Origin of the sequence: Amycolatopsis balhimycina FH 1894 (assembly GCF_000384295.1) — a bacterium.
GTDB classification, from domain to species: domain Bacteria; phylum Actinomycetota; class Actinomycetes; order Mycobacteriales; family Pseudonocardiaceae; genus Amycolatopsis; species Amycolatopsis balhimycina.
This window is the reverse complement of sequence record NZ_KB913037.1, coordinates 2,294,087-2,313,396: the sequence shown is the minus strand read 5'-3', so window position 1 is coordinate 2,313,396 and position 19,310 is coordinate 2,294,087. Positions and strand designations below refer to the sequence as shown.

The following is a 19,310-nucleotide window of genomic DNA, read 5'->3' as shown; positions in this document are numbered from 1 at the left end:
GGTGACCGCGGTTCTGCCTGGCCGCGCCGATCCGATGGAGAGCCTCACGTGACGACCACCGTTCCCGGCCGCACCGCCCGTGCCGCCGGACTCGAGGCGATGTTCGCTCCCCAGGGCATCGCTGTGGTCGGGGCCTCCCGCAGCCCTGGCAAGCTCGGTGCCGTGCTCGCCCGGTCGCTGTCCGGATTCGGCGGGCACCTCGCCCTGGTCAACAGCCGCGACGAAACGATGTATGACTCCGTCCGGGCCGCCGCCGCGGCCGGGCCCGTCGACCTCGCCATGATCTGCGTGCCTGCCTCGGCGTGTTCAGCCGTGCTGGCCGAGGCGGCGGCCGCCAGGGTGCGTGCCGCCGTCGTCTGCGGTGGCGGGTTCGCCGAGGCCGGCGGGGAAGGCGTCGATCATCAGCGGCAGCTCGCCAAGATCGTCGCCGAGACCGGGATCCGGTTGCTCGGACCGAACACGAGCGGCTTCCTTGCGCCGCACGCGGGCGTCACGGCCAGTTTCGTGCCCGGTGTCGCCGAGGTCCGGCCGGGCCGCGTCGCGGTCGTCGCCGCCAGCGGCGGAGTCAACCACGCGCTGGCCTTCCTGCTCGCCGAGGCCGGGCACGGGCTCAGCCTCGCGGCCGGCCTCGGCAACGCCGTCGACGTCACCGCCCCCGACGTCCTCGACCACCTGGCCGACGACGCGGACACGGCCGCGGTCGCCCTGCACGTCGAGTCCGTCGCGGACGGGCCGCGGCTGGTCGCGAGCGTGTGCCGCCTCTCAGCCCGAAAGCCGGTGGTCGCCCTGGTCGTGGGGCAGCACGACGTCGGCGCCTTCGCCGCCTCGCACACCGGCGCGCTGGCCACCTCCTGGCGGACCACCCGCGCCGCCCTCGCCCAGGCCGGGGCGGTGCTCGTCGACGACGAGCGCGAGCTGGTCGACGCCGTCGGCGCGCTGTCGGTCACCCGGCTGCCGCCGGGCGCCGATCCCGGGGTGGGTGTCGTGACCGCGCAGGCCGGTCCCGGGCTGCTGCTGCTCGACGACCTGCGCGGCCGCCGGGCCCGGGTGCCCGAGCTGGCGGAGTCCACTCAGGACACGCTCGCCACGCTGCTGCCGCCGTTGACTTACCAGCGGAACCCCGTCGACACCGGTCGCCCCGGTCCCGAGCTGGGCCGGGTCCTGGCCACGGTCGCCGCCGATCCCGGCGTCGACGTGCTCGCCGGGTACGCGCTGCACGAGCCCGACGCCGTCGACCTGCCGGGTGCGCTGCGCGAAGCGAGCGGGATCCCGGTCGTGTTCGGCGTCGGTGGCACCGGACCCGCCGTCACCGCGACCCGCCTGGCGTTGCTCGACGCCGGGATCGCGGTGGCCGCCGACCCGCGCGGAGTCGCCGCGGCCGTCGGTGCTTTGCTTGGCGACGCTCGCCGCCAAGCCGTGCCCCCAGCTTTGGAAACCCGAGACCAGGCCCCGGTCGTTGCTGCGGGGTCGTACGACGAACACCAGGCCAAGCAGGTGCTCGGCAGGCTCGGCGTCACGACGATGCCGGGCCGGGCGTGCGCGAACCGGGCCGAGGCCCACGCCGCGTTCGATGCGGTGGGCGGGCCCGTCGCCGTGAAGATCCTCGACGCGGCGATCCTGCACAAGACCGAGGTCGGCGGCGTCCACCTCGGCGTCGCGAGCCACGCCGAGCTGGACCAGGCCCTCGACCGGCTGCCCGGCGCCCGGCGGTTCCTGGTCGAGGCGATGGCCCCGCCCGGCGTCGACCTCGTCCTCGGGGCACGCCGCGACCCGGTGTTCGGGCCGGTGCTGCTACTCGGGCTGGGCGGGACGACCGTCGAAGCCCTCGCCGACGTCGCCATCCGGCTCGCGCCGGTGTCCCTTGCCGAAGCCGCGGCGATGCCGGGAGAACTCGCCGGGCGCGCCCTCCTCTCCGGCTGGCGCGGCGGGCCCGAACTCGACACCGCCGAACTCGCCGGGGTCGCCGCCGGCCTCGGCGACCTGCTCGTGGCCAACCCCGGCCTCGCCGAGATCGAGGTCAACCCGCTCCGGCTCACCCACGACGGTCTCGTCGCGCTGGACGCCGTAATCCTGAGTAAGGAGGCTGACGATGCCCACCCCGATCAGTGAGCACACCGTGCCCTGGCCCGAGGAGGACGCCGCCCGGTTCGCCGCCGACGGCTACTGGCGCGGTAGCCCGCTCGGTCACCTCCTCCGCGACGTCGCCGATCGCGTTCCCGGCGCCACTGCCGTGGTCGACGCGGCCGACGGCACCCGCCTCACCCACGCCGAACTCGCCGGGCGGGCCGACGCCGCCGCGGCTCGGCTGCTCGGCCTCGGCCTGGCCGCCGGGGACCGGATCGTCGTGCAGCTCGGCAACGGCTGGGAGTTCGTCGTGCTCACCCTCGCCTGCCTGCGGGCCGGGATCGTGCCGGTGATGGCGCTGCCCGCCCACCGCCGCCACGAGCTGAGCTACCTGGCCCGGCACGCCGAAGCCGCGGCCATCGCGGTGCCCGACCGGCTGCGCGACTTCGACCACCAGGCGCTCGCCCACGAGCTGGCCGCCGATGTCGAAGGCCCCTGGCACGTCCTCGTCGCTGGCACCGACCTCCGGCCGGACAGCATCGACCTGCGCGCGCTCTGCGGCCCCGGCGAGGCGGTCGTACCCCCGGCACCGGACAGCCGGGACGTCGCGGTCTTCCTGCTTTCGGGCGGAACCACCGGGCTGCCCAAGTTGATCGCCCGCACCCACGACGACTACGCCTACAACGCCATGGCGTCCGCCGAAGTCGCCGGGATGGACGGCGACACCGGGTACTTGGTGAGCCTGCCCGCCGGGCACAACTTCCCGCTGGCCTGCCCGGGAATCCTCGGCACCCTGCTGGCCGGCGGCACGGTCGTCATGCTGCCCTCGCCCGAGCCCGCGCGCGTCTTCGCCACGATCGCGGCGGAGGGCGTCACGCACACCGCGGTCGTCCCGGCCGTCGCGGGCCGCTGGCTGGAGCACGCCGTCGAAAATGGCGCCGGGGACCTCGCGAGCCTGCGGGTGCTGCAGGTCGGCGGCGCCCGGCTGGCCGACGAGCTCGCCCGCCGCGTCAAGCCCGTCCTCGGCGCGACGCTGCAGCAGGTGTTCGGGATGGCCGAAGGACTGCTGAACTACACGCGGCTCGACGACCCGGACGAAATCGTCTGCACTACCCAGGGCCGCCCGCTGAGCCCGGCCGACGAGATCCGGCTGGTCGACGAGCTCGACCAGGACGTCCCACCCGGTGCGCCCGGCTCGCTGCTCACCCGCGGGCCCTACACGCCGCGCGGCTACTACAAGGCCGCCGAGCAGAACGCTCGCGCCTTCACCGCCGACGGCTGGTACCGCTCCGGCGACATCTGCCGGATGACCCCGGACGGGAACCTGATCGTCGAAGGCCGGGACAAGGACATGATCAACCGGGGTGGCGAGAAGGTCTCGGCCGAAGAGGTCGAAAATCTCGTCTACCAGCTTCCCGCGGTCAGCCAGGTCGCCGCGGTCGCGATGCCCGACCCGGTGCTCGGCGAACGCGTCTGCCTTTACGTCGTCCCGCGGCCCGGCGCCACCGTGACGCTCGAGGAGATCCGGGCGGCCATGGAAGGGCGTGGGGTCGCCCGGTTCAAGCTGCCCGAGCACCTGGTGCTGGTCGACGAGCTGGTGTCGACGAAGGTGGGCAAGATCGACAAGAAGGCGCTGCGCGCCGACATCGCTGCCCGGGTGACCGCATGAAGCACGAAGTCTCCCTGACGCTGCCGTGGGTGCGCGAAGGCACGAAACACTTCCTCGCTGTCGTCGAGTCTCTTTCGGACAGTGACTTCCGGAGGGACAGCCGGCTGCCGGGGTGGAGCAAGGCGCACGTCGTCGGGCACGTGGCCCGCAACGCGGAAGCACTGGCGCGGCTCGCGACGTGGGCCCGGACGGGTGTGGAAACCCCGATGTACGCCGACCGCTCCCAGCGGGTGGCCGAGATCGAGGAGTCTGCAGTCCTGCCGCCGCCGGAGCTGCGAGCGTTTCTTGTGGACAGCGCGGAACGGCTCGACAGCGAACTTGACCGGCTGGCACCCGAGGGGTGGACAGCTCAGGTCCGCAGTGCGCTGGGCCGCACGATCCCGGCCGCGGAGGTGCCGTGGATGCGGATCCGGGAGGTGTGGCTGCACGCGGCCGACCTCGGGGACGACACGGTTTTCGACGAAATCCCGGACCGTGTCGTGGATCTGCTGCTGGACGACGTCTGCGCAAATCTGTCCGGAAAGGACGGCTGCCCGCCGGTCACGGTCGCTCCGGTGGACCGGCATACTTCCTGGCGGCTCGGCGCCGGTGATCCGGGCGCGACGGCCCGCGGGCGCGCGGCCGAGCTCGTCGGCTGGGTGACCGGCCGGGTGCCGCGGCCGGACCTGCCCCCGCTGCCGGGATGGCTTTGACCCTCAGCGGGCGAGCCGGGGGAACAGGCGCTGTGCGTTGGCCGTCGTCAGCGACCGCCAGCTGACGTCGTCGGCCGGTGGTGCGGCGGCGTCGACGGCGGCGATGTGCGTGGCGGCGACCGGCGGCGGGGTCCAGCAGTAGTCGCTGCCGAACAGCAGCCGGCCCGGGTCGGCCAATCCGAGCAGGGCGGGAACCTGGCGGGGAAAGGCGGGGCCCGCGATGTCGTAGTGGAGCCGCCGCAGTTGCTCGATCACATCGGCCCCATCCGGCGAGTTCAGGAACATCTTCCTGAACTCGTCGACGCGGTCGGCCAGGACGGGCAGCGCGCCGCCGCAGTGCGGGACGATCACCTGGATGTCCGGGTGACGGTCGAGCACCCCGGCCATCAGCAGGTCCACCACCGTGCGGGTGGTGTCGAAGAGGTACTCGATCATCGGCCGCGGCCGCCCCAGTGCCGAGTGTTCCCAGCCCACCGGCGAGGTCGGGTGCAGGAAGACGACGGTCCGGCGGCGGCCCAGTTCCGTGAAGACCGCATCCAGGATCCGGTCGCCCAGGTACCGGCCGAGGGCATTGGTCATCAGCACGACGCCGTCCGCGCCGAGATCCTCGACGGCGTAGGCAATTTCCTCGAGCGCTCCGTCCACATCGGGCAGGGGGAGGGAGGCGAAGAAGCCGAACCGGCCCGGGTGGCGGGCGGCCAGCCCGGCGGCCTCCTCGTTGACCTCGCGGGCGAGCCGCCGCGCGGCGGCGTCGTCGCCGAAGTGCACGCCGGGGGAGGACATCGAGAGCAGCGCGGTCTCGATGCCATGGCGGTCCATCAGCTCCAGGTGTTCCGCGGCCGACCAGGTCGGCCATCGGCCCATCCCGTCGGGATGCGCGTGGCCGGCCGCGGTGGCCTGGCGGACATAGGACTCGGTGACGAAGTGGGCGTGGACGTCGATCAGGGTCATGTGTCGGTCATTCCGCGGGTTCGGTGGGGGAGAGACGGACTTCTTCGAGGTCGAGTGCGGCCTGCACCTGCCGCAGCACGGTGTCGTCGATGTGGCGTTCGTCGCGCAGGCGCACGACGGTTTCCCGCTTGTGGGCGATCAGCGCCCGGTGGAGCGCGGTGTAGTGCTCGTCGTGGCGCACGGCCGGGTGGTCGGCGGAGCCGTCGGCTCGCAGGAGCTCCAGGCGCTCGCCGAGCTCCCGGCCCACGCGGTCGACGACGTCCGGGTCGGTGCCGAGGCCGGCGGCGAGCCCGGGCAGGGCGCCAAGGGCGTCCTCGGTCGCGCGGGTCTCGGCGAGCTGGTGTTCGATCTCGACGGCGGTGTCGCGGGGCAGCCGGGCCCACCGCACGATGCGGGGGAGCACGAGACCCTGGAGCAGGGTGAGCACGATGACCCCACCAGTGACGAACACGATCATGTCCCGGTCCGGGAACGGCTCGCCGGAGGCGAGCTGGTGCGGCACGGCCAGTGCGGCGGCCAGCGACACCGCGCCGCGGAAGCCGGTGAACGCGCTGACCAGCCGGGGCCGATGGTCGACCCGGCGCGCCCGCTGCCGCGGGCGGCGGTCGAGCAGGCGGACGAGGTACGGCACCGTGAACAGGAACACCAGCCGCGCGGCGAGCACCACGGCCGTGACCGCGGCGACCGCCCCCAGCGCACGCGGCAGGGCGGTGCCGGTCAGGCCCCGCACCGCGGACTGGAGCTCCAGTCCGACCAGGACGAACAGGGTGGCGTTGAGCAGGAAGGTGGCCATCGTCCAGAAGGCTTGCGCCTGCAGGCGCATATCAGCACGCACGACGCCGCGTGGGGCGGCCTGGCTCATGATGAGACCGGCAACCACCACGGCCAGCACGCCCGACGCGTGGATCGCCTCGGCGAGCAGGAACGCGGTGAACGGGATCAGCAGCATGGTGACCTGCCCGGTCAACGGGTCGGTCTGACGGCGGCGCACCTGCGCCGCGACCCAGCCGGTCACCGCCCCGGCCGCGGCCCCGCCGACGTAGGAGAGCAGGAACAGCCAGCCCACGTGCGCAGCACCGAGCTGCTCCTCGCCGACGGTGACGCCGACCGCGAGCCCGTAGATCACCAGTGCGGTGCCGTCGTTGACCAGGCTTTCCGCGCGCAGCACGGTGACCTGGCTCCGGGGCAGCAACCGGGCGATCACGCCGACCGCGGTGGCATCGGTCGGGGCGACGGCCGCGCCGAGCACCCACGCCGGCCCCCACGGCAGGCCCAGCGCGTGCGCCACGACCGCGACCGTCGCGGCCGTCGCGATGACCAGGACGGTGCTCAGCAAGACGATGCCGCGCAGGTTGGCGCGGATCTCGCGCAACGACGTGGTGAGGCTCTCCCAGTACAGCAGCGCGGGCAGGAACAGCAGCAGCACCAGCTCCGGCGGCAGGTGGACGGCACGAAGGGCGGGCACGAAGCCGAGCAGGACGCCTGCTGCGAGGAGCGCTATCGGCGGGGCGATCCCGAACCGGGCACTCGCGGCCCGGCCCAGCAGGACCGCCAGGCCGAGCAGCACGACGAGTTCGAGGCCGAGCATCGGGTGACTCCCGGGTCAGGGACGGACGAGGACTTTCAGCGCCTGCCGGTCGGCCATGGCGCGGTAGCCGTCCGGGACGTCGTCCAGGCCGACGGTGCGGTCGAACACCCGGCCCGGCTGGACGACGCCGTCGAGCACGTCGGGCAACAGTTCCTCGATGTAGGCGCGCACCGGGGCGATCCCGCCGGTGAGGGTGATGTTGCGGCCGAACACCGGGAAGCCGAGCGGCACCTCGGAGTACTGCGGGGCACCGACCCGGCTGACCGTACCGCCGTCCCGGACCACTTCGAAGGCCGTCTCCACGGTGGCCGGCGTGCCCACGCACTCCAGCACCGTGTGCGTCCCGAAGCCACCGGTCAGCTCGCGCACTCGTGCGCTGCCCTCCGCGCCGCGTTCGGCGACGACATCCGTGGCACCGAAGTCCCGGCCGAGTGCGGTGCGGCCGGCGTGCCGGCCCATCAGGATGATCCGCTCCGCGCCGAGCCGCTTGGCGGCCAGCACCGCGGACAGCCCGACCGCGCCGTCGCCGATCACCGTCACCGTGGTGCGCGGGCCCACGCCGGCCGTCACCGCGCAGTGGTGCCCGGTCGGGAAGACGTCCGCGAGTGTGACCAGGGAGGGCAGCAGTGCCGAATCCTCGCCGACGGGCAGCTTGACCAGCGTGCCCTGCGCCAGGGGCACCCGCACGGCCTCGCCCTGACCGCCGTCCACGCCCTGCGAACCCCAGACGCCGCCGTGCGGGCAGGAAGTCTGCAGTCCGGCCCGGCAGTATTCGCAGGTGTTGTCGGCGTAGACGAACGGCGCGACGACCACATCGCCCGCCGTCAGTCCGGAGACCTCGGAACCGGTCTCCTCGACGACGCCGAGGAACTCGTGGCCGATGCGGTCACCCTGTTCGGTGGCCGGACGCGAGCCGTAGGGCCACAGGTCGCTGCCGCAGATGCACGCCCGCAGCACCCGCACCACCGCGTCGGTGGGTTCGATCAGCTTCGGATCGGGCACGTCCTCGATCCGGACGTCACCGGCGCCGTAGATCAGTGTCGCTCGCATGTGTCTCCCTGCTTCAGCCGGTACGGCGCGAGAATTCCATCCGCGACGGCGTTCCTGCAGGGGAGAAAACCCTCCCCCTCAGCCCACGAGCATTCCCCGCGATTCACTGCGACGCTGGCGACCGTACCCCCCTGTCAGTCCACAAAGGAACAAGCATGCCCGAATCACCCGATATCGCCCTCGCCCGCCGGTTGTACGAATCGCACGCCGATCCGGCCGTGATGGCGCAGATCATGGCTCCGGACCTCGAGTGGGACATCACGCCGGGCTTTCCGTTCGGCGGTGTCTACCACGGCTTCGACAGCATGATGAACGACTTCTTCGGCTCGCTCCTCCCGCACTTCGAGTCCTTCGGTGCCCAGGCCGAGCAGTACTACGCCACCGACGACGGTCACGTGTTCGTGTCCGGCCACTACCACGGCGTGACCAAGGACGGGCAAATGGCGGACGCCCGGTTCATCCACCTGTGGACCATCCGGGACGGCAAGCTCGCGGCGCTGCGGCAGGCCGCCGACAGCCACGTCCTGCAGCAGGCGCTGAACGGGGCGACGCGATGACGAAGATTCTCTACCTGATCACCGCGGCCACCCACTGGACGCTGGCCGACGGGACCCGGCAGCCGACCGGGTTCTGGGCCGAAGAAGCCCTCGGCCCGTACGAAGTGTTCACCCAGGCGGGTTACGAGATCGCGGCGGCGACACCGGGCGGTGTCCCGCCGACGGCCGACCCCGCGAGCCTCACCCCCGAGTTCAACGGCGGCCCCGAGGGCGCGGAGCGGATGAAGACCCTGTTGCGCGACGCCACCGAACTGGCACGCCCGATGCGGATCGAGGACGTGCGCGTCGAGGACTACGACGCCGTGTTCGTCCCCGGCGGGTGGGGACCGATGGAGGACCTGCCCGACGACGCGGCGTCCGGGAAACTCCTTACCGCCTGGCTGGCCTCGGGCAAGCCGCTGGCCCTGGTCTGCCACGGTCCGGCGGCTTTGCTGGCCACTGTCGACGGTGCCGGGAAATCCCCGTTCGCCGGCTACCGCCTGACCGGCCTGAGCAACGCCGAGGAAAAGCTGAACGGTCTCGCCGACCGGGCGAAATGGCTGTTGCAGGATCGGCTGGTCGGCGATCTGGGCGCGGACTACCGCGAGGGCGAACCCTTCGGCCCGCACGTCGAGGTCGACCGCACCCTCTACACCGGACAGAACCCGGCCTCGGCCGTCCCGCTGGCCGGGGAACTGGTGAAAGCCCTGAGCTGACCCGCCTAGGGCAGTGGTTGCCGGGCGGCGAGGGTTCCGTCGCCGTCCGGCACCTCCTCGCCGTTCCAGGAGGCCAGGATGCGCAGCGCGTCGTGCGAGGGGGTGCCAGGCTCGGCGGTCAGCACGATCACGTGCTGGTCCGGGGCCGTGTCGCAGATGAGCGTGTCCCAGTCGAGGGTGAGGTCGCCGACGACCGGGTGGTGGAACCGTTTCGTGCCCTGGCCCTTGCTCGTGACGTGCTGACCGTGCCACCAGTCCCGGAAGTCGGCGTCCCGGGTGGACAGTTCCCGCACCAGCTCGGTGAGCCGGGGGTCGTCCGGGTGCCGGGCGGCGTCCATGTGCAGGTTCGTGACCGCTTTGCGGGCGACGTCCGCCCAGTCCGGGTAGAGCGTGCGCATCGCGGGGTCGGTGAACACCACTCGCACGTAATTGCGCTCGTGTTCGGGGATCCGGGCGAAATCGGTGATCAGCGCGGCGGCCAGGCGGTTCCAGGCGAGGATGTCCATGCCGCTGCCGAGCACCAGCGCGGCGGCTTCCGGCATCTGGTCGAGCAGCCGGCGCAGCTGCGGGCTGATCGCCCGGGCCTGCGTGACACGCGGCTTGCCGGCGGGCTTCCCGGCCAGCTCGAACAGGTAGGCCCGCTGGTCGTCGTCGAGCCGCAGCACCTGGGCCAGCTGGTCCAGCACCGGCCCGGACGCCGCTATCCGGCCCTGCTCCAGCCGCCGGTAGTAGTCCGTGCTGATCGCCGCGAGCCGGGCCACCTCCTCACGGCGCAGGCCCGGCACCCGCCGGGTCACCGGGCCGGCGGCCAGTCCGACGATCTGCGGGCTCAGCTCGGCGCGCCGCGCCCGCAGGAAGTCCCCGACTTCCTTCAGCCGGCCGTTGTCGCTGCTCATGGCTTCAGTGTGCCTCCTCGGCGGGAACGTCGCACCGGACGAGTGACCTCACGGACGCGGGTCCGGCGGGGTCCACTTCGGAAGGTCGTCGATGACCTGGTTCAGGAGCGCGCGGAGCTGCTTGTACCGCTGCGCCCCCAGGGATTCGCGCACGTGCCGTTCGAGGTCGCCGATGATGTGCTCGGCCTTGTTCAGCTCCGTCCGGCCCGCCTCGGTCAGGTGGAGTTCCTGCACGGTGCGGTGCCGCGGGTGGGCGCGTCGCTCGATCAGTCCCTGGTCGAGCAGCTTCGCCGTCAGCAGGGCGACCGCCTGCGGGGTGATGCCGACCAGCCGGGCCAGTTCCGCCGCGGTGATCCCGGGGACGGTTTCCAAGTTGATCAGCACCTGGTACTGGGAGCCGGGCACGCCGACCGCGCGCAGCGGCGGCTCCTTGGCCGCCTGCATGGCCAGGTCGGCCCGGCGCAACGCCCATGTCACCCGATCGAGGGATTCCTCGCCGGGTGCATCCTGGCCCGAACCGGGCTTGATTCTGCTGCTCACACCCGACAGCGTACAGGTGCTTGCTGTTTGCCTAGCACTTGTCATGTATCAAGAACTTGATAGAGTGACGGCATGACGAATCGACCTCTCGCCCTGATCACCGGCGCCAGCAGCGGCATCGGTGCCGCAATGGCCTTGACCTTCGCCGAGCGCGGCCACGACCTCGTGTTGCTCGCGCGGCGGCGTGATCGCCTCCAGGAGGTCGCCACGCGGGCCGGCGAGCGAGGTGCCGCGGTGGAGACCCTCGCCGCCGACCTCTCCACGCCCGAGGGGCTGGCGGCCGCCGCGGAGCGGGCTGCCGCGGGGGACGTGCGGTTGCTGATCTCCAACGCCGGGGCGTCCGGCTATGCACCGCTGCAGAACGTGCCGGCCGCCGATCTCGACGCGTTGTGGCGGCTGAACGCCACTGCTCCGGTCACCCTCGCCCACGCCGTGCTGCCCTCCCTCCTCGCCCGGGGAGAGGGCGGCATCATGGCGGTCGCGTCGCTGCTCGCCTTCAGCGGGGGCCTGAGTGCTCCCGGGATGCCGGCCCGCACCCTGTACGCGGCCGCGAAGTCCGCGACCGTCACGTTCGTCCGGACCCTGGCGGGGGAGCTGGCCGGCAGCGGGGTCCACGCCACGGTGGTCTGCCCGGGCCAGGTGGCGACCGAGTGGTCCGGCGGAGCCAACCGGAACCGCCCGGACGCGATGACCCCCGAGGAGGTCGCGACGGCGGCCGCGGTCGCCGTCGCCCGCCGGGAAACGGTCTGCGTACCGGGCTTGGCCGGGCCCGAGGCCCTGGATCGGCTCCAGGAGGCCGAACGGGCGCTGCTCGCCGCGGGCAGCCGGTCGTCCCTGGCCGAGCGGTATGCCACCGCGGCGCCCTGATAGCCCGCTCACCGCGCCATGGTGATCCTCGAACACTCTTGAGCCACCGGCCGATGCACCCGTACGAGGCGACGCAGGTCGTGCGCCGGCGTCCGGGGAACCGGAAGGGCGAAGCTGAGCCCGCCCTGTCGGCGGGCATGCGCTCGGCCGGCACGACTTCCTGGACCAGCTCATGACACGAGTGACGAATCTGCACGCGCGGATCGCGGCCGACGACGTCATCGTGGCGGAACTGCGCGAGAGCGAGCTGCCCCAGGTGTCCTGGTCGGACTTCGGGTTCGCGCACCACCAGCGGCAGTCCGAAGTGGACTGGGCAGCGAAGCTGATCGAAGACCTGGAAGCCGACCGCATTTCTTGGTCCGAAGGCGAAGATCGGGGCGACCGCTACCAAGCGTAGGCTTGCGGGGCTTCGCCTCCCGGGCCCGGCCAGATGTCGTCCAGCTCTCGGAGCGTCTCCTCGGAGAAGGATATCTCCAGCGCACGCCGGCTGCGGTTGAGCTGCTCGCTGGTTCGTGGCCCGACGATCGTGGCGGTCACGACCGGGTTCCGCAGCAGCCACGCCAGCGCGACGTCGGCGGGCTGCTCGCCGAGTTCCGCGCAGAGCGCCTCGTATCGTTCGAGCTGGGGGCGATGCCGCTCGACCTGTCGCTGCAGCTGCTCGTCGGCGCGGCGGCCTTCGTTCGCCTTCCGCAAGACGCCGGCCAGAAGGCCACCGGCAAGCGGACTCCAGGGGATGAGCCCGACACCGTAGTGGCGAAGAGCCGGGATCATCTCCAGCTCGACGGTCCGGGAGGCGAGGTTGTACAAGCTCTGCTCCGACACCAAGCCGAGCATGTTTCGCGTGGTGGCGGCGTTCTGTGCGGTGGCGATGTCCCAGCCGGCGAAGTTGCTGCTGCCGAGGTAGGTCACCTTGCCCTCGCGCACGAGCTGGTCCATCGCCTGCCAGATCTCCTCCCACGGCGTGGACCGATCGATGTGGTGCATCTGGTAGAGATCGATGTGGTCGGTCCGGAGCCGGCGGAGGCTCTCGTCGCACGCCCGGCGAATGTGGTAGGCCGAAAGCCGCCGGTCGTTGGGCCCGGTGTCCATCGGCTGGTAGACCTTGGTCGCCAGCACAATCCGCTCGCGCCGGCCACCGCTCTGGGAAAGCCAGCGGCCGATGATCTCTTCCGAGACCCCGTAGCCCTTCTCCATGTCCGGCGACTGAGGTCCGCCGTAGACGTCCGCCGTGTCGATGAAGTTGATCCCCATCGCCAGGGCGGTGTCCATGATTTCGAAGGCACCGGGCTGATCGGTCGTCATGCCGAAATTCATCGTGCCCAGGCCGAGCCGGCTGACCCGCAGGCCGGTGCGGCCGAGATGCTGATAGTCCATTCTGCTCCTCCGAGCTGGTCGAGGATCTCCGGCTCAGCGACCGGTCAGCCGCTCCAGGTCTTCCGGGTAGCGGGCGCCCTGAACGTCGATGCCGGCCGCGGCGGTTTCGATTTCGTCGAGGTCCTCCGTGGTCAGTTCAAGGTCGGCCGCGGCGAGGTTTTCCTCGAGGCGGTGCAGCTTGCGGGTGCCGGGGATCGGGACGATCCACGGCTTGCGCGCGAGCAGCCACGCCAGTGCCACCTGCGCCGCGGTCGCCTGCTTCCGGGCGGCGATGGTGTCGAGCAGGTCCACCACGACCTGGTTGGCCCGCCGGGCCTCGGCGGTGAAGCGGGGGTTGGTGGCGCGGATGTCGTTGCTGCCGAACGAGGTGGTGCTGTTGATGGCGCCGGTGAGGAAGCCCTTGCCCAGCGGGCTGTAGGGCACGAACCCGATGCCCAGTTCCTCCAACATCGGCAGCACGTCGGCTTCCGGCTTGCGCCACCACAGCGAATATTCGCTCTGTACCGCGGTGACCGGCTGGACGGCGTGCGCGCGGCGGATCGTGGCCGCGGCGGCCTCCGACATCCCGAAGTGCCGCACCTTCCCGGCCTGGATCAGTTCCCCGACGGCGCCGGCGACGTCCTCGATCGGCACATCGGGGTTGACGCGGTGCTGGTAGAACAGGTCGATCGTGTCGGTCCGCAGCCTGCGGAGGCTCGCGTCGGCGACCTGCTTGACGTGCTCGGGCCGGCTGGACAGGCCGGTTTGCCTGCCGTCGGCGTCGAACGCGAAGCCGAACTTGGTCGCGATCACGACCCGCTCGCGCACCGGTTCGAGCGCCTCACCGACGATTTCCTCGTTGGTGAACGGGCCGTACACCTCGGCGGTGTCGAATAACGTCACGCCGCGATCGACCGCGGCGCGGATGAGTGCGATCGCGTCGCGCCGGTCGGGCAGCGGCCCGTAGCTCTGGCTCATGCCCATGCAGCCGAGTCCGATGGCGGAGACACGGAGGTCCGTGCCGAGAATCCGGGTTTCCATGGTTGCCGCCTCAGTTGCCTTCGAAGACCTGCTTGGCCACGGCCATCGCGGACATGGCTTTGGGCCAGCCGGCGTAGAAGGCCAGGTGGGTGATGGCCTCTTTCAGCTCGTCCTCGGTGGCGCCGTTTTCTTTGGCCAGCCCGAGGTGATAGGTGAGCTGCTCGGTGTTGCCGCCGGTGATCAGCGCAGCCACCGTGATCAGGCTGCGGTCCTTCGGCGAGAGCTGCTCACGGGGCCAAACCTGCCCGAACAGCACGTCGTCGGTGAAGGTGACCAGTGCCGGCGCGAAACCGCCGAACATCTTCTGCGCGCCGGACGGCTCGTTGTTCGTCATGTCCACTTTCTCCTTTTGCCGGGTGTTCCGTTGTCAGTCGCGGGGCCGCAGCCGCAGCGTGGTGGCCGAGGCTCGGTCGGACAGCATCGGGGGCAGGTGGCTGCCGGCGTAGCGGGCGTACTTGCCGCGGTAGGCGTCGTCGATCGCGGGCGTGTCTTCGCCGGTGGGCTCGACGGTGACGTCGCGTTCGACGCCGGTCGCGCGGACACGAGCGATGCCCTGGCCGGCCGCATGCCGGTACCAGCCGCCCTCAGTGCCGCGGTAGGAGCGCACGTACAGGCTGTCGCCGACTCGCACGCTCCAGATCGGCACCCACGTGCGCAGCGACCCGTCGCCGCGGCGGGTGGTGATCTCCAGCTCTTCGGCAGTGCCGATGCGGTCCAGTTCCTGGTCGGTCCAGTCGGTCATCTGGCGCCCTTCATCTTCAGGTGTCCGTCAGCGTGGTCCGGACAATGCGCAACCGCAGGGCGGCGATCGCGGTCGTGGCGGCGACCGCCGCGGCGAGCAGCAGGCTGGTGCGCACTCCCTGCTGGAACGTGGCCGGGTCGGCCAGCAGCGCGCCGAACACCGCGACCGCGAGCGCGCCGCCGACCTGGCGGCTGGTGTTGAACACACCGGACGCGGTCCCGGTGTCACGGGCGGTGACGGCATCGAGCAGGACGGTGGCGGCGGGCGGCGAAACCAGCGGGCCGCCGAGCCCGACCAGCATCATCAGAGCCGACAACGCCCAGAGCGGAGTCGAGGCCGGGAGCAGGCTCAGCACGATCGATCCGGCCGTCATCGACAGCAGCCCGGCCACGATGAGCACCTTGTGGCCGAAGCGTTCCGCCAGCCGGGCCGAGAACGGCGTCAATGCCGCGCCGATCAGCATCATCGGCAGGAACGCCACGCCGGTGGCCAACGCGGACAGTCCTCGAACCTCCTGGAACCAGAGGCTGAACACGAACGGCAACCCGAAGTAGCACACCATGAACGCGAACCCGGTAGCCACGATGATCACCACAGTGGGGGAGCGGAACAACCCGGGCGGCGTCATCGGATGTGCCACCCTCCGCTCCGTCACCACGAACAGCGTCAGCGCCGCCACGGCGATCGCGAACGCGCCCAGCACCCGGGGCGCCGTCAGGCCCGCCGTCCCGGCCTCTATTGCGCCGTAGGTCAGCCCGCCCATCGCGAGCACGCCGGTGACCTGGCCCACCGCGTCGACCGGGGCGGGACGGCGGGACGACCGGGAAACACGAGTGAGCAGCAGGAGTGCCAACGCGCCGACGGGCACGTTGACGAAGAAGATCCACCGCCAGTCGATCGCGTCGAGCACCCCGCCCAGAACGGGCCCGGACGAGGAGGCGACCGCACCCCCCATCGCCCACATGGCCAGCGCCCGCCCGCGCGTCACCGGCTCGGGAAACGCCTGGCGGATCATCGCCATCGACGACGGTGTCATCACTGCCGCCGCGCTACCCTGTACGAACCGTGCCGCCACCAGCGCCGCCAGCGTCGGCGAGAGGCCGCAGGCCACCGACGCCAGCACGAACCCCGCCAAGCCGGCGCCGAACGTCCGGCGAGCTCCGGTCCGGTCCGTCAGAGAGCCCGCCGTGAGGAGCAGTGCGGCGAACAACACGGTGTAGGCGTCGATCACCCACTGCAGCCCGGCCACGCTGCCGCCGAGATCGGCCCGGATCGACGGCAGCGCCACGTTGACCACGACCGCGTCGAGGGTGATCACGAAGAACCCGAGCACGGCCGCGATCAGTGCCGGGCGTGCTTGCGCCGGAGCACCCGCGGGGCCGGCGCAGCGTTCCGCGCTGCCGGCGGCCACCGGAAAGGACATGCGGAAAGGTCTCCTGGTACACGAATGGGGAATTCGGTCTCGGTTGTCTGATATTCGCCGGCCGAACTGCGCGGCCACCCTCGACAAAACCTAACACCGGGCCCGCGTGGGAGGGCGGAGTTATCGGGGGAGAAATTCGACCCCTCTTCCAACGGGCGGAGCGTCGTACGGTGGCTTATATGGACCACCGAGCGGAGATCCGGGACTTCCTCACCACCAGGCGCGCCAAGATCACCCCGGAGCAGGCGGGCCTGCCGCCGGGTGGCGGCCGACGGCGCGTGCCAGGACTGCGCCGCGAGGAGGTCGCCATCCTGGCAGGGGTGAGCACGGACTGGTACACGCGGCTGGAAAAAGGACACATCAGTGGAGTGTCCGAAGAGGTCATCGACGCGGTCTCCCGCGCCCTGCAGCTGGACGAGGCCGAACGAACGCACCTGTTCAACCTCGCCCGTGCGGCCAAGACCACCAAGGCACCGCGGCGTCGCACCAAGCCGACGCTGCGGCCCAGCGTGCAACGCCTGCTCGACTCGATGACCACGGCCGCGGCTTTCGTGCGCAACGGTCGGTTGGACATCCTCGCGATCAACGCGCTCGGGCGCGCGCTGTACGCCCCGGTACTCGACGTTCCGGCGCACCGGGCGAACATCGCGCGGTTCAATTTCCTCGATCCCCGCGCCGAGGACTTCTACCCCGATCGGGACGACGCGGCGGACACGACGGTGGCGTTGCTGCGCACCGAGGCCGGGCGCGATCCGCACAGCCGCGAGCTGTCCGAGCTCATCGGCGAACTCGCCACGCGCAGCGACGCCTTCCGCACCCGATGGGGTGCGCACAACGTCCGGTTGCACCGTGCGGGCGTCAAATCCTTCCGGCACCCGGTGGCCGGTGCGCTGGATCTCGATTTCGACGCGATGGATCTGCTCAGTGGTAGCAGCGAACAGCTCACCCTGACCGCCTACACCGCCGAACCCGGCACCCCGTCCGGTGACGCGCTGGCCCTGCTCGCCAGCTGGGCCGCCACCCAGATCGACACCTCGGCCGACGAGAGCGCCCGCTAGCGACGCCAGTCCGGCTGCGAGCGGGCAGCTCTCTCAGTGCGCCAGCATGATGCCGCCGTTCACCGGCACCACGACGCCGGTGGCGTAACTGCAGTCCTCACTGCCGAACATGGCGATCACGCGGCCGATGTCGACCGGGTCCGCCACCCTGCGCAGCGGGGAGTGCTCGGTGATCCTCGCTTCGATGCCCCTGAGCGCCGTGGCCGCCGCCGCGGTGGCGTCGGTGCGGACGTAGCCGGGTGCCACGACGTTGGCGATGATGCGGTGCGGTCCTTCTTCGTGCGCGATGTAGCGGGCGAAGGTGTTCAGCGCGGCTTTCGCCGTACCGTGCCCGATCATGTCCGGGGCGCCCGGGCCTTCCGCCATGCCGCTGGACACGTACACCAGGCGGCCGTAGCGCTGCTCCCGCATGATCGGCAGGGCGAGCTGCGTGACGTGGTAGGAGGCGGCCAGTTCGTCGGTCACTTTGGCGGCGAAATCGTCCCATGGCAGGTCGGCGAACGCGGCCCGCTTGACCTGGATCGCGGCGTTGCACACCAGGGTGTCCACGCGGCCGAAGTGCTCGACCGCCGCGTTGATCAGACCGGCCGCCTCGTCCCGCATACGCATGTCGCCGGGGACGGCGATTCCCTTGCCGCCGGCCTGTTCGACCGCCTCGACCACGGCGTCCGCCGCGTCCTTGCGGCTGTGGTAGTTGACCACCACGGCATAGCCGCGCCGGCCGAACTCCACCGCCGCCGCCGCGCCGATTCCGCGGCTCGCTCCGGTGATCACCGCTACTTTTGTCATCGATGTCAGCACACTGTCAGGGTACCTGACGGTATGCTGGGAAGCATGCCGCAGCAGAGAACCGCGTTCGAAACGCTCGACCAGGACGGTCCCCTCCTGGGGCCCTTGGTCAGAAAGGCCTACCGGTGGTACCGGGACGGCGTGCAGTCGCGGCTCGCGCTCCAGGGCGATCCGGCGCTGAGCATGGGGCAGTTCGAGATGTTTGCCCAGGTCGACTGGGACGGGACCTCGATCGCGGAGCTGGCCCGGCGCATGGGCACCACGCGCCAGTCGGCGCACCAGGCGGTGCGTGAACTGGTCCAGGCCGACCTGCTGGAAGTCGGGCCGGATCCGTCGTCGGCGCGCAGCAAGCTGGTCCGTCCGACCGCCAGAGCTGCCGACCGGCTGCGTGCCGCGCGCAAGGTTCTCGTCGAGCTCGAAGACGAACTGGCGAAGCGCCTGGGCCTGGACCGGGTCGAGCAGCTGCGCGAAATCCTCGGCGCCGACTGGGGAACTCCGTTGCCGCGGGATGCGGGCTAGCCGTGGTGCTCAGCCGCGCAGGGCCAGTGTCGCGCTGATTTCGGTTGCGGCGTCGCGGACGGCTTCGGCGAGCGCGGGAAGCCGGCTGTCGGGAACGCGGGCGGAGACCCCGGCGATGCTGACGGCCGCCACGACGGCGTCGTTCTCGTCGCGGATCGGGGCGGCGACGCCGAGGACGTCCGGGTCGAGTTCGCCGCGGCTGGCCGCGTAGCCGAGCTTGCGGGTCTCGGTCAGCCGGCGCGCGAGGTCGCGCTTGGTGGTGAGGGTGCGTTCGGTGAAGGCGGGGAACCGCACACCGGCCAGCACCGCGTCGATCTGCTCCTGGGGCAGCCAGGCGAGCAGGACGTGGGCCGCCGCGCCGGCGTTGATCGGGAGGACTTCGCCGCGCTCGTAGGAAATGCGGACCGCGCGGGCGGCGGCGTCCTCTCGTTCCAGGCAGATCACCGCGGCGCCGGCGAGGCGGGTGAGCAGGACGACTTCGCCGACGTCGGCGGCGAGCCGTCGCATGACCGGCCGCGCCGCTTCGGAGAGACCGAGCCCGCGGCGGGCCAGCCGTGCCAGCTCGAGTACTCGGCTGCCGAGGCGGTAGCCCCCGGTGTCGGCTTCTTCGAGGAATTGGGTGCCGACGAGGCTTTGCAGGTAGCGGTACGCGGTCGAGCGGGCGACGCCCAGCTGCCGGGCGACGTCCGCCGCGGACAGTGCCAGGTGCTGGTCGTCGAACATCATGAGGATGTCCAGCGCTTTGTCCGCTGTGGAGTTGCGTTCCCGGTAGGTGCTGCCGGAGCGCGCCGAATCCCCTGTCATACCCGACAACCT

Annotated in this window: 21 protein-coding genes; 9 read left to right on the top strand and 12 right to left on the bottom strand. The window is 71.4% G+C overall.

Annotated elements, in window-relative coordinates:
- Positions 1-48 precede the first annotated feature (48 nt).
- The 3 genes from A3CE_RS0109710 to A3CE_RS0109700 are packed head-to-tail and all read left to right on the top strand — an operon-like array spanning position 49 to position 4,425.
- The gene (locus A3CE_RS0109710) at positions 49-2,109 is read left to right on the top strand and encodes an acetate--CoA ligase family protein (protein WP_020639885.1); all 2,061 of its coding nucleotides are present in this window, start codon (positions 49-51) and stop codon (positions 2,107-2,109) included.
- Positions 2,090-3,733 carry a (2,3-dihydroxybenzoyl)adenylate synthase gene (locus A3CE_RS0109705; RefSeq protein ID WP_020639884.1) on the top strand — a complete coding sequence of 548 codons (1,644 nt, stop codon included), beginning with the start codon at positions 2,090-2,092 and terminating at the stop codon, positions 3,731-3,733. The genes A3CE_RS0109710 and A3CE_RS0109705 overlap by 20 nt, the downstream gene beginning before the upstream one ends.
- On the top strand, positions 3,730-4,425 hold the full coding sequence (locus A3CE_RS0109700) for a maleylpyruvate isomerase family mycothiol-dependent enzyme (protein WP_020639883.1): 696 nt from the start codon (positions 3,730-3,732) through the stop codon (positions 4,423-4,425). The genes A3CE_RS0109705 and A3CE_RS0109700 overlap by 4 nt, the downstream gene beginning before the upstream one ends.
- 3 nt (positions 4,426-4,428) lie before the next feature.
- Here A3CE_RS0109700 and A3CE_RS0109695 read toward each other — a convergent pair whose 3' ends face one another.
- Genes A3CE_RS0109695 through A3CE_RS0109685 form a run of 3 tightly spaced genes read right to left on the bottom strand, consistent with a single transcriptional unit; the run spans position 4,429 to position 8,014 of the window.
- Complete coding sequence (locus A3CE_RS0109695; protein ID WP_020639882.1) at positions 4,429-5,376, bottom strand: amidohydrolase family protein; 948 nt, start codon at positions 5,374-5,376, stop codon at positions 4,429-4,431.
- A gap of 7 nt (positions 5,377-5,383) precedes the next feature.
- The gene (locus A3CE_RS0109690) at positions 5,384-6,964 is read right to left on the bottom strand and encodes a Na+/H+ antiporter (protein ID WP_020639881.1); all 1,581 of its coding nucleotides are present in this window, start codon (positions 6,962-6,964) and stop codon (positions 5,384-5,386) included.
- A 15-nt stretch (positions 6,965-6,979) separates the two neighbouring features.
- Positions 6,980-8,014 (bottom strand): zinc-dependent alcohol dehydrogenase family protein, encoded by a 1,035-nt coding sequence (locus tag A3CE_RS0109685; protein WP_020639880.1) that lies wholly within the window; start codon positions 8,012-8,014, stop codon positions 6,980-6,982.
- A 155-nt stretch (positions 8,015-8,169) separates the two neighbouring features.
- Between A3CE_RS0109685 and A3CE_RS0109680 the strand changes: the two genes are divergently transcribed.
- Together A3CE_RS0109680 and A3CE_RS0109675 are read left to right on the top strand one after the other, a co-directional pair.
- A complete protein-coding gene (locus A3CE_RS0109680) occupies positions 8,170-8,571 on the top strand; it encodes a nuclear transport factor 2 family protein (RefSeq protein WP_020639879.1) in 402 nt (133 codons plus the stop codon).
- Complete coding sequence (locus A3CE_RS0109675; protein WP_020639878.1) at positions 8,568-9,266, top strand: type 1 glutamine amidotransferase domain-containing protein; 699 nt, start codon at positions 8,568-8,570, stop codon at positions 9,264-9,266. Before A3CE_RS0109680 ends, A3CE_RS0109675 begins: the two co-directional genes overlap by 4 nt.
- A 5-nt stretch (positions 9,267-9,271) precedes the next feature.
- Here A3CE_RS0109675 and A3CE_RS0109670 read toward each other — a convergent pair whose 3' ends face one another.
- Both A3CE_RS0109670 and A3CE_RS50695 read right to left on the bottom strand, forming a co-directional pair.
- Positions 9,272-10,162 (bottom strand): helix-turn-helix domain-containing protein, encoded by an 891-nt coding sequence (locus tag A3CE_RS0109670; RefSeq protein WP_020639877.1) that lies wholly within the window; start codon positions 10,160-10,162, stop codon positions 9,272-9,274.
- 48 nt (positions 10,163-10,210) lie between these two features.
- Positions 10,211-10,702: a MarR family winged helix-turn-helix transcriptional regulator gene (locus tag A3CE_RS50695; protein WP_245589474.1), complete on the bottom strand. Its 492-nt coding sequence runs from the start codon at positions 10,700-10,702 to the stop codon at positions 10,211-10,213.
- A 72-nt stretch (positions 10,703-10,774) separates the two neighbouring features.
- Here A3CE_RS50695 and A3CE_RS0109660 point away from each other — a divergent pair, with 72 nt between their 5' ends.
- Complete coding sequence (locus A3CE_RS0109660; RefSeq protein ID WP_020639875.1) at positions 10,775-11,569, top strand: SDR family NAD(P)-dependent oxidoreductase; 795 nt, start codon at positions 10,775-10,777, stop codon at positions 11,567-11,569.
- Between the two features lie 172 nt (positions 11,570-11,741).
- Positions 11,742-11,966 carry a hypothetical protein gene (locus A3CE_RS0109655; protein WP_125591752.1) on the top strand — a complete coding sequence of 75 codons (225 nt, stop codon included), beginning with the start codon at positions 11,742-11,744 and terminating at the stop codon, positions 11,964-11,966.
- On the opposite strand, the gene A3CE_RS0109650 is transcribed toward A3CE_RS0109655, so the two are convergent.
- Genes A3CE_RS0109650 through A3CE_RS0109630 form a run of 5 tightly spaced genes read right to left on the bottom strand, consistent with a single transcriptional unit; the run spans position 11,954 to position 16,128 of the window.
- Positions 11,954-12,943, bottom strand: coding sequence for an aldo/keto reductase (locus tag A3CE_RS0109650; protein ID WP_020639873.1), 990 nt, complete (start codon positions 12,941-12,943; stop codon positions 11,954-11,956). The two genes, A3CE_RS0109655 and A3CE_RS0109650, sit on opposite strands and share 13 nt — an antisense overlap.
- A 33-nt stretch (positions 12,944-12,976) precedes the next feature.
- On the bottom strand, positions 12,977-13,963 hold the full coding sequence (locus tag A3CE_RS0109645; RefSeq protein WP_020639872.1) for an aldo/keto reductase: 987 nt from the start codon (positions 13,961-13,963) through the stop codon (positions 12,977-12,979).
- 10 nt (positions 13,964-13,973) lie between these two features.
- A complete protein-coding gene (locus A3CE_RS0109640) occupies positions 13,974-14,297 on the bottom strand; it encodes a carboxymuconolactone decarboxylase family protein (protein ID WP_020639871.1) in 324 nt (107 codons plus the stop codon).
- Between the two features lie 33 nt (positions 14,298-14,330).
- Positions 14,331-14,705: a DUF2255 family protein gene (locus A3CE_RS0109635; RefSeq protein WP_020639870.1), complete on the bottom strand. Its 375-nt coding sequence runs from the start codon at positions 14,703-14,705 to the stop codon at positions 14,331-14,333.
- A 16-nt stretch (positions 14,706-14,721) separates the two neighbouring features.
- Positions 14,722-16,128, bottom strand: a complete 1,407-nt coding sequence (locus A3CE_RS0109630; RefSeq protein ID WP_020639869.1) for an MFS transporter — start codon at positions 16,126-16,128, stop codon at positions 14,722-14,724.
- Between the two features lie 179 nt (positions 16,129-16,307).
- Here A3CE_RS0109630 and A3CE_RS0109625 point away from each other — a divergent pair, with 179 nt between their 5' ends.
- Complete coding sequence (locus A3CE_RS0109625; RefSeq protein WP_020639868.1) at positions 16,308-17,186, top strand: helix-turn-helix transcriptional regulator; 879 nt, start codon at positions 16,308-16,310, stop codon at positions 17,184-17,186.
- A 33-nt stretch (positions 17,187-17,219) separates the two neighbouring features.
- On the opposite strand, the gene A3CE_RS0109620 is transcribed toward A3CE_RS0109625, so the two are convergent.
- Positions 17,220-17,975 carry an SDR family NAD(P)-dependent oxidoreductase gene (locus tag A3CE_RS0109620; protein ID WP_125591754.1) on the bottom strand — a complete coding sequence of 252 codons (756 nt, stop codon included), beginning with the start codon at positions 17,973-17,975 and terminating at the stop codon, positions 17,220-17,222.
- A gap of 45 nt (positions 17,976-18,020) precedes the next feature.
- On the opposite strand from A3CE_RS0109620, the gene A3CE_RS0109615 reads away from it, so the two are divergent.
- Positions 18,021-18,494: a MarR family winged helix-turn-helix transcriptional regulator gene (locus tag A3CE_RS0109615; RefSeq protein ID WP_063714245.1), complete on the top strand. Its 474-nt coding sequence runs from the start codon at positions 18,021-18,023 to the stop codon at positions 18,492-18,494.
- Positions 18,495-18,503: 9 nt separating this feature from the next.
- Here A3CE_RS0109615 and A3CE_RS0109610 read toward each other — a convergent pair whose 3' ends face one another.
- A complete protein-coding gene (locus tag A3CE_RS0109610) occupies positions 18,504-19,298 on the bottom strand; it encodes an IclR family transcriptional regulator (protein ID WP_020639865.1) in 795 nt (264 codons plus the stop codon).
- Positions 19,299-19,310: the final 12 nt, after the last annotated feature.